Source organism: Belnapia rosea (assembly GCF_900101615.1).
Taxonomy (GTDB): Bacteria; Pseudomonadota; Alphaproteobacteria; order Acetobacterales; family Acetobacteraceae; genus Belnapia; species Belnapia rosea.
Genome location: NZ_FMZX01000001.1, coordinates 387,118 through 401,591 on the forward strand (window position 1 = coordinate 387,118; position 14,474 = coordinate 401,591).

Annotated in this window: 15 protein-coding genes; 12 read left to right on the plus strand and 3 right to left on the minus strand. The window is 70.8% G+C overall.

The features are described 5' to 3' along the window. Together BLR02_RS01855 and BLR02_RS01860 are read right to left on the minus strand one after the other, a co-directional pair. On the minus strand, window positions 1-1,134 hold the full coding sequence (locus BLR02_RS01855) for a M20/M25/M40 family metallo-hydrolase (RefSeq protein ID WP_090659931.1): 1,134 nt from the start codon (window positions 1,132-1,134) through the stop codon (window positions 1-3). A gap of 67 nt (window positions 1,135-1,201) precedes the next feature. Beyond that, window positions 1,202-1,978, minus strand: a complete 777-nt coding sequence (locus tag BLR02_RS01860) for a 3-ketoacyl-ACP reductase (RefSeq protein WP_090659933.1) — start codon at window positions 1,976-1,978, stop codon at window positions 1,202-1,204. 74 nt (window positions 1,979-2,052) lie between these two features. On the opposite strand from BLR02_RS01860, the gene BLR02_RS01865 reads away from it, so the two are divergent. The 12 genes from BLR02_RS01865 to BLR02_RS01920 all read left to right on the plus strand — a co-directional run bounded on the left by BLR02_RS01865 (window position 2,053) and on the right by BLR02_RS01920 (window position 13,202). Then, on the plus strand, window positions 2,053-2,856 hold the full coding sequence (locus BLR02_RS01865; RefSeq protein ID WP_090659936.1) for a shikimate dehydrogenase family protein: 804 nt from the start codon (window positions 2,053-2,055) through the stop codon (window positions 2,854-2,856). 9 nt (window positions 2,857-2,865) lie between these two features. Continuing rightward, the gene (locus BLR02_RS01870) at window positions 2,866-3,936 is read left to right on the plus strand and encodes an amidohydrolase family protein (protein ID WP_090659939.1); all 1,071 of its coding nucleotides are present in this window, start codon (window positions 2,866-2,868) and stop codon (window positions 3,934-3,936) included. After that, a complete protein-coding gene (locus BLR02_RS01875; RefSeq protein WP_090659942.1) occupies window positions 3,933-5,042 on the plus strand; it encodes an amidohydrolase family protein in 1,110 nt (369 codons plus the stop codon). Before BLR02_RS01870 ends, BLR02_RS01875 begins: the two co-directional genes overlap by 4 nt. A 3-nt stretch (window positions 5,043-5,045) precedes the next feature. Then, on the plus strand, window positions 5,046-5,459 hold the full coding sequence (locus tag BLR02_RS01880; RefSeq protein ID WP_090659945.1) for a Rieske (2Fe-2S) protein: 414 nt from the start codon (window positions 5,046-5,048) through the stop codon (window positions 5,457-5,459). A 257-nt stretch (window positions 5,460-5,716) separates the two neighbouring features. Beyond that, window positions 5,717-6,649, plus strand: coding sequence for a calcium-binding protein (locus BLR02_RS01885; protein ID WP_176849330.1), 933 nt, complete (start codon window positions 5,717-5,719; stop codon window positions 6,647-6,649). 72 nt (window positions 6,650-6,721) lie between these two features. Next, complete coding sequence (locus BLR02_RS01890) at window positions 6,722-7,813, plus strand: apurinic/apyrimidinic endonuclease family protein (protein WP_090659951.1); 1,092 nt, start codon at window positions 6,722-6,724, stop codon at window positions 7,811-7,813. A 38-nt stretch (window positions 7,814-7,851) separates the two neighbouring features. Then, window positions 7,852-8,178 (plus strand): preprotein translocase subunit SecG, encoded by a 327-nt coding sequence (gene secG / locus BLR02_RS01895; protein WP_090560696.1) that lies wholly within the window; start codon window positions 7,852-7,854, stop codon window positions 8,176-8,178. A 222-nt stretch (window positions 8,179-8,400) separates the two neighbouring features. Further along, a complete protein-coding gene (locus BLR02_RS01900; protein ID WP_090560697.1) occupies window positions 8,401-10,041 on the plus strand; it encodes a CTP synthase in 1,641 nt (546 codons plus the stop codon). Window positions 10,042-10,260: 219 nt separating this feature from the next. Beyond that, window positions 10,261-11,136, plus strand: coding sequence for a hypothetical protein (locus BLR02_RS01905; RefSeq protein WP_090659954.1), 876 nt, complete (start codon window positions 10,261-10,263; stop codon window positions 11,134-11,136). Next, a complete protein-coding gene (locus BLR02_RS01910) occupies window positions 11,133-11,381 on the plus strand; it encodes a hypothetical protein (RefSeq protein ID WP_143018018.1) in 249 nt (82 codons plus the stop codon). The genes BLR02_RS01905 and BLR02_RS01910 overlap by 4 nt, the downstream gene beginning before the upstream one ends. Before the next feature lie 97 nt (window positions 11,382-11,478). Further along, complete coding sequence (gene eno / locus BLR02_RS01915; RefSeq protein ID WP_090659957.1) at window positions 11,479-12,756, plus strand: phosphopyruvate hydratase; 1,278 nt, start codon at window positions 11,479-11,481, stop codon at window positions 12,754-12,756. Between the two features lie 116 nt (window positions 12,757-12,872). Further along, the gene (locus tag BLR02_RS01920; protein WP_090560701.1) at window positions 12,873-13,202 is read left to right on the plus strand and encodes an FtsB family cell division protein; all 330 of its coding nucleotides are present in this window, start codon (window positions 12,873-12,875) and stop codon (window positions 13,200-13,202) included. A 4-nt stretch (window positions 13,203-13,206) separates the two neighbouring features. Here the strand turns inward: BLR02_RS01920 and BLR02_RS01925 are convergent, their stop codons facing one another. Beyond that, window positions 13,207-14,241 (minus strand): phytanoyl-CoA dioxygenase family protein, encoded by a 1,035-nt coding sequence (locus BLR02_RS01925; protein WP_090659960.1) that lies wholly within the window; start codon window positions 14,239-14,241, stop codon window positions 13,207-13,209. Window positions 14,242-14,474 lie beyond the last annotated feature (233 nt).

The window sequence follows — 14,474 nt, forward strand, 5'->3', positions numbered from 1 at the left end:
TCACACCACCTGCAGCAGCCCGGCCAGCAGCCGCGCCCGCGGCACCAGGCTGTCGAGCAGCAGATGCTCCTCCAGCGTATGTCCGCCGGCGCCCTGCACGCCGAGCCCGTCGAGCGTCGGGATGCCCATCGCGCCGGTGAAGTTGCCGTCCGAGCCGCCGCCCGCGCTCTGCGAGCTGATGTCGAAGCCGATAGTCTGGGCGATCCGCCGAGCGGTGCCATAGAGCTCCATGCCCCGCGCATCCGGCTCCCAGACCGGGCGCGTCACGCCGCGCCGCACCTCGAGCTGCACGTCGTTCCCGGTCGGGCGCAGCGAGAGCATGGTCTCGACCGCCGCATCGAGGTCCTCCTGCCGCTTGGCCATGGAGAGGCTCTCGGCGTCGCAATGCGTCGCCACGCAATTCACCCACTGCCCGCCATGGATGACGCCGACCGAGTAGGTGACGGCATCGGTCGTCAGCGCCTCGATCGCCACCACCTGGCGGCACATCTCGCGGATGGCGCTGCGCCCATCGGCGAGGCGTGCACCGGCATGGCTCGGCCGGCCGGTGGCGCGGAGGTTGAAGCGGGCGATGGCATAGCGGCCGGTGACCACGCCGCCATCCGGCCGCGCCGGCTCCGGCACCAGCACCACGGCGTGGCGCGCGGCCTCGGCCTCGATCAGGTCGCGTGTCGAGGGCGAGCCCACCTCCTCGTCGCTGGTCAGCAGCACCGTCACCGGCCGGCTGGTGGCGATGCCGGCGCGGATGAGCTGGCGGATGGCCTCGATGGCGATCCAGTTGCCGCCCTTCATGTCATAGACGCCGGGGCCGTAGACCCGGTTGCCCTCCACGCGCCAGGGCAGCGGCTCCAGCGTGCCGACCGGGTGGACGGTGTCGAGATGGCCCATCACCAGCACGCCCGGCATCGACGGATTCGGGTGCGGGAAGGTGGCGCGGACGCAGGGGCCGTAGCCCATGCGGCCGGGGATGGTCTCGATGCGCGCGCCCATCAGCGCCAGGTCGCGCGCCGCGATCTCCATCATGCGGGCGACGGCGGCGGCGTCGAAGGTCGGGCTCTCGCATTCCACCCAGGTACGCAGGCCGGGCAGCATGGCCTCGGCATCGAAGGGCAGGTCGAGGACGGGCTGGTCCATTCGGCATCTCCGTGATCCGGTTCGCCAGCCTGCGGCGAGTGCGGCCGCGCGGCAATGGGGGAGGCGGTCAGAGCCGGCCGATATGCAGCCCGCCATCGACATGGAAGGCATCGCCCGTCGAGAAGGGAATGGCGCCCGAGAGCAGGCCCGCGACGGCACGGGCCACATCCTCCGCCTCGCCCCAGCGGCGGATGGGCGAGAGGCCATCGGCGATGCGCTGGGTGTAGCGCTCGGCGACGGGGGCGGTCATCGCCGTGCGGATGACGCCAGGGCGGACCTCGAAGACCGGGATACCGTCCTCCGCCAGACGCAGGGCGAAGCAGCGGGCAAGCATCGAGAGCGCGGCCTTGCTGGCGCAGTAGTCGGCGCGGTCCGGGCTCGCCAGCACGGCATTGGCCGAGGTGATGAAGACGATGCCCCGCGGGCCGCGCAGCGGCGCAACCTCCGCCACCATCCGCCGGGCGAGGGCCTGGGTGAGGAAGAAAGGGGCGCGGGTATTGACCGCGATCACCTGATCCCAGCTCTCCGGCGTGAGGTCGAGCGGGTCGCCGCGCTGCTGCGTGCCGACGCCGGCATTGCTCACCACCGCCTCCACCCCGCCGCCCATGGCCCAGGCCCAGTCGGCCAGCGGCGCGAGGGCCTTCGGGTCGGCGAGGTCGCAGAAGCGGAAGTCGAAATCGCCACCCGCCTCGACGACGGCGCGGCCGGTCTCCCGTGCGCCTTCCAGCTCCTTGTCGACGGCCAGGATGTCGTAGCCCTGCGCGGCGAGGGCGATGCAGGTCGCCGCCCCGATGCCGCGCCGCGCGCCGGTCACCAGCGCCACCGGACGTTTGCCGCTCGCCATGTCCTTCCTCCTCCCCGGCTTCGGCGCCAGGATGGGCGAAGCGCGACGGCAAGGTCCAGCAGAGGGGGAGCGCAATGCCCATCACCGGTGCGGCCCGGCTCTTCGCCATCCTCGGCGACCCGGTCGGGGTGGTGCGCTCGCCGGCCTGGTGGAACGACCGTTTCGCCGAGGCGGGCCTGGATGCCGCCTTCGTGCCGCTGGATGTGGCGGCTGCCGACCTGCCGGCTGCTTGGCGTGGGCTGACGCGCCTCCGCAACCTCGACGGGGTGGTGCTGACCATGCCGCACAAGCAGGCGGTGGTGCCGCTGCTCGATGCGCTGGGGCCGCTGGCGCGGCTGGCCGGGGCGGTGAACACGGTGCGCCGCCGGGCGGACGGCGCCTGGGAGGGCGAGATGTTCGACGGCGAGGGCTTCGTCGCCGGGCTGCGGGCCGAGGGCCATGAGCCGGCCGGGATGCGGGCTTTGCAGGTCGGCTGCGGTGGGGCGGGGCGGGCCATCGCCTTCGCCCTGGCCCGGGCGGGGGTGACGGAGCTCGCCCTGTCGGATACGGCGCCGGGGCGGGCGGGGGCGCTGGCGGAGGCGGTCGCGGCCGCCTTCCCCGGCTGCCGGGTGGCCACCGCCCTGCCGGACCCGGCCGGCTACGGGCTGGTGGTGAACGCGACGCCGCTCGGCCTGCGGCCCGGCGATGCACTGGCGGTGGAGCCGGGCCGCCTGTCGCCCGGCCAGGTGGTCGCCGACGTAATTCCAACCCCCGAGCGCACGGCGCTGCTGGACGCGGCGGCCGCGGCGGGGTGTGATACGGTCACCGGCCGGGCGATGTTCGAAGGCCAGGCAAGATTGGCGGCGGCCTTCCTCGGGCTGGCCGACCTGGGAGGATAACGAGAGGCGATGTTCAGCCGCTTCCGCCCGATCGATTGCGACCTGCACCCGATGGTGCCGGATATGCGGGCGCTGACGCCCTATATGGACGAGTTCTGGCGCGACCAGGTGGAGGAGCGGGGGATCACCACCCTCGACACCCAGTCCTGGCCGGTGCGCTCGCCGAAGACCATCCGCCAGGACTGGCGCGGTGCCGATGGCCGGGGCGCCGGGACGGTCGAGCTGCTGCGGGCCCAGTCGATGGACCGGCTCGGCACCGCCATGGGCATCCTCAACCCCCTCTACGGCGTGCAGCTGGTCTTCAACGAGGACATGGCGGCAGCCTTCACCCGGGCGCTGAACGACTGGACGCGGGCGGAATGGCTCGACCGGGACGACCGGCTGCGCGCCTCCATCGTGCTGCCGCTGCAGAGCGTCGAGGCCTCGGTGGCCGAGATCGAGCGGCTGGCGCCCGACCCGCGCTTCGTCCAGGTGCTGGTGCTGGTGATGGGCGAGGTGCCGCTTGGGCGGCGGCACTACTGGCCGGTGCTGGAGGCCTGCGCGCGGCATGGGCTGCCGCTCGGCATCCATGCCGGCAGCGCCTACCGCCACCCGCAGACCTCGGTTGGCTGGACGAGCTGGTATCTCGAGGAATACGCGGCGAACCAGCAGGCCTTCCAGAGCACGCTCGCCAGCCTGCTGACCGAGGGCGCCTTCTCGAAATTCCCCGACCTGCGGGTGGTGCTGCTGGAATCCGGCGTGACCTGGCTACCGAGCTTCCTCTGGCGCCTGCAGAAGACCTGGAAGGGCGTGCGCTTCGAGGTGCCCTGGGTGGACCGGCTGCCGGTTGAGATCGTCCGTGACCAGGTGCGGCTGACCGTCCAGCCGCTGGATGCGCCGGAGGATGGCGCCATCGTCCAGCGGGTGATGGACCAGTTGCGCTCCGATGCGTTGCTGCTCTGGGCCTCGGACTGGCCGCACTGGCAATATGACGGGGATGCGGCGATGCCGCCGGGCATCCCCGAGAGCCTCTGGCCGAAACTGATGCGGGACAATCCGCTCGCCACCTATCAGCGCCTGCGCGAAGGAGTCGTGGCATGAACGTCATCCAACCGATCGCCGCCCCCGGCAAGCCCGCCGCCGCCACGCTGGGCCTCGTCGATGTCGACATCCACCCCCGGCCACACGCCATCGAGGATTTCAGGCCCTTCCTCAGCGAGCGGTGGTGGGAGCACCTGCAGACCTGGGGGATGCGGGCCCGGCACGGCTTCACCGCCGGGCAGCCGCCCTTCCCGAAGGCGCAGCCGCTGGCCTCGCGCCGCGACGCCTGGCCGCCGAATGGCGGGACGCCGGCCTCGGACCTCGATTTCCTGCGCTTCCAGCTGCTCGACAATTACGGGATCGACTACGGGGTGCTGAACCCGCTGCAGCCGAGCGGGCAGGGGGACCGGAACAACGGCTTCTCCGCCGCCATGGCACATGCGACCAATGAATGGCAGCTCGAGGCTTGGCTGCGGAAGGAGCCCAGGCTCCGCGGCAGCGTCGTCGTGCCCTACGAGGACCCGCAGGCCTCGGCCGCCGAGATCCGCAAGCGCGCGGGCGACCCGAATTTCTGCCAGGTGCTGATGATGAGCCGCACGGCGGAGCCGGCCGGCAACCCGCGCTACTGGCCGATCTACGAGGCGGCGGTGGAGGCCGGGCTGCCGGTCGCCTTCCATGCCTTCGGCTATAGCGGCTGGGCGATGACCAATGGCGGCTGGCCCTCCTTCTATATCGAGGAGGTGAGCGAGCATGCGACCTCCTGCCAGAACCAGGTGATCTCCCTTGTCACCGAGGGGGTGTTCGAGCGCTTCCCGGGCCTCAAGGTCATCCTGATCGAATGCGGCTTCGCCTGGCTGCCCTCGGTGGGCTGGCGGCTGGACAAGCACTGGCGCCACCTGAAGTCGGAGGTGCCGCACCTGAAGCGGGCGCCCTCCGAGTATATCCGCGACCATATCTGGGTCTCGACCCAGCCGATGGAGGAGCCGGAGCGGGGGCAGCACATCCTCGATACCTGCGAATGGGTGGGCTGGGACCACATCCTCTTCGCCAGCGACTACCCGCACTGGGATTTCGACGACCCACGCGCGGCCATCCCCGGCGTGATCCCGGCCGAGCGGCGGCGCGGGATCTATGGCGGCAATGCCCGGGCGCTGTACGGGTTCTAGGCCATGGCTCGGATCGTCGTGGCGCCGGTGGGCGAGATCCCCGCCGGCGGGCGGAAGCTGATCGAGGCCGAGGGGAAGCGCATCGTCGTCTTCAACCTCGGCGGTGAGTTCTACGCGCTGTCGGATCGCTGCCCGCATCAGGGGGGCAGCCTCTGCGCCGGGCTGGTCTCCGGGCATGTGGAGAGCGCGGCACCCGGCGAGTACCGCTATTCGCGGCGCGGCGAGATGGTGCGCTGCCCCTGGCACTACTGGGAATTCGACATCCGCACCGGCAAGTCCTGGTTCGACCCGAAGCGGGTTCAGGTGCGGCAATTCCCCGCCCAGGTGGCGAGCGGGGCGACGCTGGTCGAGGGCCCCTATGTGGCGGAGACCTTCCCGGTGAAGGTCGAGGACGAATACGTGGTCGTGGACGCCTGAAGGCGCCCCGGCCACCTCAAATCCGTTGAGGCCGAGCCATGCCGCCACCCTGAAATCAATGGGTTGGCCCAGATAATTGAGGATTTGAGGGTTTTATCCCCGGGCGCCTTCGGCCAGCAGCGCCTCATGCAGACTTGAAGCCCGGCCAGCCTGCTTGGCAGGGCGACCCGATGAATAAGGAATGCAGGACGGGCGACCACCGGATTATTGAGAAAGAAGATCCATGCAAAAGAATGGATCATCCGGAGGGAACCGAAATGAGCATCCGATTTGGCGGGTCCGGTCCTGATACCCTGCCTGCGACGAATGGCTGGGACCTGCTGGCGGGTCTTGGTGGTAACGACACCCTGGACGGTCTCGATGGCCGGGACGCGGTGTTCGGCGGCAGCGGCAATGACAGCGTCTTCGGCGGTGCGGGCGATGATCTCGTCTCGGGCGGCGACGGGAACGACCGTGTCGTCGGCGATGCCAGGCCGGGCGGCCCGAACCCGGTGGAAGTTGGCGGCACCCCAGGCCGCAACCTGCTCCTCGGCGGCAGGGGCGACGACCTTGTCCAGGGTGGATACGGCGAGGACACCGCCTTCGGGGGCTCGGGGAACGATACCATCATCGGCTGGGGCTACGGGCCGCCGAGCCCGTCCGGCGCCGAGGGCTGGGAGGCGCTCGATGACGCCGACCTGCTCTGTGGCGGGGCGGGGCGGGACAGCATCCGGGGCGGGGGCGGAAAGGATTCCATCTACGGAGGCTCTGGGGACGACACGCTGCAAGGCGGATACGACCTCGATGTCCTGACCGGCGGCCGGGGCGCGGACCGCTTCCTGTTCGGGCGGGAGGGCATTGCCGGCTTCACCCTCGACAGCGGCGTCGGCCCCGGCAACCGGGATGTCGTCACCGATTTCCGGCATGCCGATGATGACGTGCTCGACCTGTCCGGCTACCGCAGCGGCTTCCTGCCCCGGGACACGCCGCCGCCGGTCTTCATCGGCAACGAGGCCTTCCGGGTCAGCCCGGAGGACGGCAACCGGATGCAGGTCCGCTACGAGGTCGAGGGCGACCGGACCATCGTGCAGATCTACACCCAGTTCAATTTGCCGCCGCCCGAATACCCGCAGCCCGTGCCGGGCGTGACGGTCGAGATCGAGCTGCTGGGCGTCCGCGGCCTCACCGCCGATGACGTGTTTCTCGGCTGATCCCGCATTCCTCCGCAGGGGCTGAGGCGGGAGTGGTGTTGATCATTCTTGTATAGCAACTTTCCCGCGGGCATGCAAGGCGAACCCGCCAAGCCCGCGGCGCGTTCGCCCTCCATGCGAATTGGATGGTGCTGCAAATGGGTGCCGCCGGCGGGCGATAGCCGGCCGGCGGCGGGGATGAACCTGCGCGACACGACGGTCGCCGCGCTCAGCCGGCTTGGCCCGGCGGAGGCGACGGCGAAGCTGCTCGGCCTCGTCGAGGGCAACATGGCGGCGCTCGCCGCGCAGGTGGAGGAGGCGGCCGCGGCGCCGCCGCTGGAGCGCTGCCTCCGCATCATCTCGAGCGTGCTGCCGGTCTATACCCACCCGGTGGCGCAGCCGCGCTATGCCGAGCCGGTGCTGCGCGAGGCGGTGGAGCGGGGCCTCACCGCCATCGGCGCCCGGGCGCGGGCGGCGGGGGTGCGGCTGTCCATGCATCCCGGCCAGTACTGCGTGCTCTCGACCGAGAACCCGCGGGCGCTCGCCAACAGCATCGCCGAGCTCGACTACCATACCGAGGTGATGCGGATGCTGGGGCTGGCCGGCGGCTGGCACCCGGAGGGGGCGCATATCAACATCCATGGCGGGGCGCGGGCGCCGGGCGTCGCGGGGTTCCGGCGGGGCTTCGCGCTGCTGGCGGAGGAGACCCGCGGGCTGCTGACGGTCGAGAATGACGAGATCTCCTACGGGCTCGACGACCTGCTGTCGCTGGCCGACACCCTGCCGATCGTCCTCGACCTGCATCACCACTGGTGCCAATCGGCGGGCGAGCACATCGCGCCGGAGGACCCGCGCATCGACCTGGTGCGGCAGAGCTGGCGGGGCACGCGGCCGATGGGGCATCTGAGCGCGCCGCGCGAGGGGCTGCTGCCGGGCGGGCTCGACCCGGAGCTGCTGCCGGATTACCGCGCCCTGGTCGCGGCCGGGGTTCCGGCGCGGGAACTCCGGGCGCATTCCGAGCGGATGTGGAACCGGGCGATCAATGCCTGGGCGGTCGGGCACCTGGCCTGGACCGATCTCGAGGTCGAGGCGAAGGGGAAGAACCTTGCCAGCCATGACCTGGCCGAGGCCGCCGAAGGGACGGCCGGGCGCGGGAGGGTGGCTTCCATGGCCGCGAGCCTGTAGAAGGCGGCCTCTGAATTCCGGAACAGTCGCAGCAGCCCATGGCCACCGTTCTCCTCATCATCCACCTCTTCGTCACCCTGGCCCTGATCGGCGTGGTCCTGCTGCAGCGCAGCGAGGGCGGCGGGCTCGGCATCGGCTCCTCCCAGGGCATGGGCTCCTTCATGAGCGGGCGGGGCACGGCCAACCTGCTGACCCGCACCACCGGCATCCTGGGCACGGCCTTCTTCGTGCTGTCCCTGGCGCTGGCCCTGCTCGGGCGGGGGACGGGGCTGCAGGGCTCCATCCTCGATGCGCCCGCGCCGCCGGCCGCGACGACCCCTGCCGCCCCGGTGGCACCGGCGGCGCCGAGCGTGCCGACCAACTGACCGGCGGCCCTCCGGGGCCCTGGCCATGGACGGGGTCGTTGACCCTCCTGGCAGCCTCGATGCTTTATCGCGAAAACGTGAGATTCCTGGCCCGCTGGGGATCGCACGCGATGGGCGCCGGAGTCGCACTGTTGCAAGATCGCCCGCTGCATGGCTGACCCAGCGCCAGCCTCCATCCTCGCGGGTAGCGGAGCGGCGGCAGGCCCGGTATGGTGGGCGCCCATGGCGCGGTTCGTATTCATCACCGGCGGCGTGGTCTCCTCCCTCGGCAAGGGCATCGCAGCGGCTTCTCTCGGGGCCCTGTTGCAAGCGCGCGGATACAAGATCCGCCTGCGCAAGCTCGATCCCTATCTGAACGTGGATCCGGGGACCATGTCGCCCTATCAGCATGGGGAAGTCTTCGTCACCGATGACGGTGCCGAGACCGACCTGGATCTTGGCCATTATGAGCGCTTCACCGGCGTGCATGCGACCAAGGCAGACAACTGGACGACGGGGCGGATCTACTCCGACGTCATCGCGGCGGAGCGCCGCGGGGACTATCTGGGCGGCACCGTCCAGGTGATCCCCCACATCACCGACAAGATCAAGGAAGTGGTCCAGGCCGAGACCGACGGCTACGACTTCATCCTGGTCGAGGTGGGCGGCACGGTCGGCGACATCGAATCGCTGCCCTTCCTCGAGGCGCTGCGGCAGCTGGCGAATGAGCTGGGGCCGACCCAGAGCCTGTTCATGCACCTGACCCTGGTGCCCTTCATCGGCTCGGCCGGCGAGCTGAAGACCAAGCCGACGCAGCACAGCGTGAAGGAGCTGCTGGGCCTCGGCATCCAGCCGCAGATCCTGCTCTGCCGCTGCGACCGGCCGATCCCGGAGAATGAGCGGCGCAAGATCGCGCTGTTCTGCAACGTGCGGCCGGAAAGCGTGATCCCGGCGCTGGACGCCAGCAGCATCTATGGCGTGCCCCTGCAGTACCATACCGAGGGGCTGGACCGGGAAGTCCTGCGCCATTTCGGCCTGTCGATCTATGGCGAGCCGGACATGCGGCGCTGGGAGGGCATCGTCCATTCCCTGAAGCAGCCCGAGGGCGAGGTGACCATCGCCGTCGTCGGCAAGTACACCAACCTGCTCGACAGCTATAAGTCGCTGAACGAGGCGCTGACCCATGGCGGCATCGCGCACAATGTGCGGGTGAAGCTCGACTGGGTCGATTCCGGGGTCTTCGACGACCGCAGCGGCGACGAGGCGGTGAAGCGGCTGGAAGGGGCGAGCGGCATCCTGGTGCCGGGCGGCTTCGGCGAGCGCGGCACGCCGGGCAAGATCGAGGCGGTGCGCTTCGCGCGCGAGCGGAAGATCCCCTTCTTCGGCATCTGCTTCGGCATGCAGATGGCGGTGATCGAGGCGGCGCGGAACCTGGTCGGGCTCAAGGGCGCCTCCTCCACTGAATTCGGCCCCTGCGAGCATCCCGTCGTCGGCCTGATGACGGAATGGCTGCGCGGCAATGCACTGGAGCGGCGCAATGCCATGGGCGATCTCGGCGGCACGATGCGGCTCGGCGCCTATACGGCGCGGCTGTCCGACGGCTCGCTGGTGCGGGAGGTCTATGGCGGCGCCTCCGAGATCGAGGAGCGGCACCGGCACCGCTACGAGGTGAACGTCAACTACAAGGACCAGCTGGAGGAGGCGGGCCTGCGCTTCTCCGGCATGTCGCCCGATGGCGACCTGCCCGAGATCGTCGAGTACCCGGACCATCCCTGGTTCATCGGCGTGCAGTTCCACCCCGAGCTGCTGTCGAAGCCCTTCGCGCCGCATCCGCTGTTCCGCGGCTTCATCGGCGCGGCGGTGCGGCAGGCGCGGCTGGTCTGAGATCCCGGCATGGACCGTGCCTCGGGGCGCGGTCCATGCCGGGTGCGTCCATGCCGGCCTCACCTGCCGGAAAGCCGGCAGCCGGCATGCTGCCCGACGGCGCTTGACCTCGGCGCCCGCCGGGCGTCTCTCTCGCCCGCAATCTGCCAAAAGGGGAATTGCATGGTCCGGTCTCGCCTCATCCTTCTCGCCCTCCCTTTGCTCGCGGGTTGCGCCCAGATGGGGGAGCGGGCCGAGCCACCGGCCAGCGCGTCGCTGCGCTTCGCCCAGGCGCTCGACCAGGCGCAGGAGGCGGTGGATGGCGCGGTCGACCGGATGGACAGCTTCGAGCGCATGGCCCAGCGCGAGGACAGCGCCATCGCCTTCGCCGTCGGCGGGCGGGGGGCGCCGGCCGGGCATTTCACCGCGCCGCCGGCAGGCGCCGCCGAGGCGGCAGGCCGGGTGATGGATCCGGCCTTCCTCGCCCTCGGCGACTACGCCCATGTCCTGGCCCAGGCTGCCTCCGGCCAGCCGGTGCGCGATGCGACGGTTGGCAATGGCCAGGTGCTGGCCCGGGCGGCGGCGAACGGGCTGGCGGCCGTGCAGGCGGCGAGCGGCACGCCGGTGCTGGAGCCGGTGCGGCAGGCCGGGCTCGCCGGCATCACCGCCCTGGCCGACCTGCCCGGCGTGCTGGCGGCGCAGCGCGAGCGCCCGAGCCTCGCCGCCCTGGTCGAGGAGGGGCAGCCGCATGTGGTCGCCGTCATCGCCATGCTGCGGGCGGTGGTCGGGGCGGAGCCGGGCCTCGGCACGCGGGGTGCCATCCGTGCCCGGCACGAGGGGCTGGATGCACAGCAGGCGCGCTTCCTCGCCGCGCTGCGGACCGATTCCAGGATCGGCGTGGCGGAGCGCTACAGCATCTTCCGGAGCGTGGCCGAGGCGCGGGACAATGACCCGGCCCAGGGCAACCTCGCCTCGATCATCGACCTGCTGGCGGCGATCGAGCAGGCCCATGCCGCCCTGGCGGTGAGCGGGCCGGATGCCGAGGGGCGGGTGGCGCAGCTCGAGCTCGCCGTGGCGCGGCTCTCGGCGCTGACCGAGGGCAGCCGGCGCGGGTGAACCGGCGGCGCCTCCGGCTGGCGGGATCAGCGGCCGGGGCCTTGGCGCTCGCCCTGCTGCTCAGCGGGCGTTGGGCCGGATTCGCCGCGCCGCTCGCGGTGGCCTGCATCGGCCTTCTCGTGATGAGCGCGCGGGAGGGCAGTGCGCAGGATGGCGGCGTCGGCGACGGCCGGGAGGACCATGTGGGCGTGGGCGGCGGCGGTGATGGCGCGGGGGATGGCGGCGGTGACGGCGGGGGCCAGTAGGCCCGGCTGACGCGGCCGGGCCACTCCCGGAAAGTTGGGGGCTTGCCGCCCGGCGGCCGGGCCGGTATCGGCGCGCAGACAGCCCGGAGAGCGCCCCATGTCCGCCATCGTCGACATCATCGCCCGCGAGGTCCTCGACAGCCGCGGCAACCCCACGGTCGAGGCCGAGGTGGTGCTGGAGAGCGGCGCGATCGGCCGCGCCATCGTTCCCTCCGGCGCCTCGACCGGCGCGCATGAGGCGGTCGAGCTGCGCGACGGCGACAAGGCGCGCTTCGGCGGCAAGGGCGTGACCAAGGCGGTGGCCAATGTCGAGGGCGAGATCTTCGACGCCCTCTCCGGCATGGATGCCAGCGAGCAGGTCCGCATCGACGAGACGATGATCGAGCTGGACGGCACGCCGAACAAGGCGCGGCTCGGCGCCAATGCCATCCTCGCCGTCTCGCTCGCCACGGCGAAGGCCGCCGCCGAGGAGCTCAGCCAGCCGCTCTACCGCTATGTCGGCGGCGTGTTCGCCCGCACCCTGCCGGTGCCGATGATGAACATCATCAACGGCGGCCAGCATGCCGATAACCCGATCGACATCCAGGAATTCATGATCATGCCGGTCTCGGCCGGCACCGTCGCCGATGCGGTGCGGATCGGCGCCGAGGTCTTCGCGGCGCTGAAGAAGCAGCTGCACGACGCGCACCACAACACCAATGTCGGCGACGAGGGCGGCTTCGCCCCGAATATCGGCTCGGCCGACGAGGCGCTGTCCTTCATCGCCAAGGCCTGCGAGGCGGCGGGGCACCGCGTCGGGGAGGACATCATGTTCGCCCTCGACTGCGCCTCGACCGAGTTCTTCCATGACGGCGTCTACAAGATGGAAGGCGAGGGCAAGACGCTCGACCAGGGCGGCATGGTGGACTACCTCGCCACGCTCTGTGCCAAGTGGCCGATCATCAGCATCGAGGACGGCATGTCCGAGGATGACTGGGCGGGCTGGAAGCTGCTGACGGAGCGGCTCGGGCAGAAGGTGCAGCTGGTGGGCGACGACCTGTTCGTGACCAACCCGGAGCGGCTGCGCCAGGGCATCGAGACCGGGACGGGCAATGCGATCCTGGTGAAGGTGAACCAGATCGGCACGCTGACCGAGACGCTGGAAGCGGTCGAGATGGCGCATCGCGCCGGCTACAAGGCGGTGATGAGCCACCGCTCGGGCGAGACCGAGGATGCGACCATCGCCGACCTCGCCGTCGCTACAAATTGCGGGCAGATCAAGACCGGCTCGCTCAGCCGCTCCGACCGGTTGGCCAAGTACAACCAGCTGATCCGCATCGAGCAGCAGCTCGGCACCGCCGCACGCTATGCGGGGCGGACCATCCTGCGGCGCTGAACTCCGACGCAGCCAGGCCACGGCGGGCGGGAAATCGCGTCCCGCCCGCCGATGGCGCTTGCCAATTCCCCAGGTGGCTGGTGCTTATAGACTGGGAAATTGGGGGATTCTGGACGATGTCCTTCGGGCGCGTGCTGAAGCGCAAGCTGGCCGATGCCTTGCCGCCGGTCGGCCTGGCGCTGCTCTGCGGCTATTTCGTATGGCATTCGCTGCATGGCGATAGCGGGCTGCTGGCGCGCGAGCGGAAGCAGCAGGAGATCGCCGATGCACGCGCCACGCTGGTGCGGGCCGAGTCCGAGCGTGATTCCATGGAGCGGCGGGTGAACGGGCTGCGCGGCGAGCGGATCGACCGCGACCAGCTCGATGAGCGGGCGCGGACCCTGCTGAACCTCGTCGGCAAGGACGAGATCGTCATCCCCTACGACTCGCAGCGCCGCCTGTTCTGATCCGTCAGGGGGCTGGGGAGGGCGGCGTGGCGGGGCTGCGAAGGCCGACCCAGCGCCAGCCATTGCCCCGCCCGGTGAGGCGGGCCAGCAGGTCCTGCGCCGCCCAGAAGGCACGGATGCGGCGCCCGCCGGCGCCGGCAAGGCCGAGCCCGGCCCAGGGCGCGAAGGGGTTGCCCCGCGCATAGGCCCAGATGGCGATGCGGCATGCAGCGCCCTCGCTGATCCCCCGCCGGTGGAAGCCGGCCGTATCGGCGATCACCAGCGTATTGGCGGCGACGGCGAGCTTGCGCGGCGGCGCATAGCCGAGGCGCGCCAGCCTCGCCTCCTCGATGCGGAGCGAGCCTTCGCCGGTGAGGCGGTCGGCATGCTGCGCGGCGGTGATGGAGACGCGCCGCTCCCAGGCCAGGTGCCGCCGCGTCGGGCGGTGGGAGCCGGGCACATAGGTGAAGCCCGCTGCATCGCCCGGCACATCGGTGAGGAAGAGCCAGGACTTCACCGTCGGGTGGAAGGTGTCGGTGTGGAAGTGGCTCTGCACATCGACCGGGGCATCGCGCACGCCGCTGAAGACCGTCTGCACGAAGCGATGCGGGGGCAGGCGGTGGGAGCCGATATAGTCGTGCAGCGCCCGGTAGCGCGGCGTGGCGAGGGCCCGGGCAGTGGCGGGCAGCCCGGGCAGCGTTCCGGCATCGAGCGGGATCAGCCTGGTCAGCGTGTAGCCGTCGATGAATTCCCGCGCCGGCGTTTCCTGGCCGAACAGCTCGTCGCGCATGCGGGCGAAGAGCGCGGGCGGCAGGAAATCGGGGATGGCGAGATAGCCGTCGCGGCGGAAGGCAGCGATGTCCTCCGGCGGCAGGGCCGGGGCGAGGCGGGTGCGGCGGCGCTCGGCCAGGCGGCGGGCGAGGCGCTTGCGGGCGATGTGCAGGCCGCGGCGGTTGAGCCAGGCGCTGCCGAGCACGGGGTTGTCCCGGAAGGATTTCGCCGTGGTCGCCAGCGCCAGGACATGGAGGGGAGCGAGCAGCCAGCCTCGCCAGCCAGGCATGAATTGGGCTCCAGGCATCACGGAAACGCGAGGTTGTTATCCCGGTCCGCAGGGCCCGGCGCAACCGGAAACTGCGCCGGGGCGGAACCGCTTTGCGGTTCTTGCGCTTCCTCGGGGCCTTCCGGCAACGGGTGGAAAGCCTGCTGCGCTGCACATAAAGTCCATTAACCAAAATCTGGTTAATCGACGTATTTCGTTGCACAGCCTCGGTTTTTCTACGCGGCCTCGCTTGT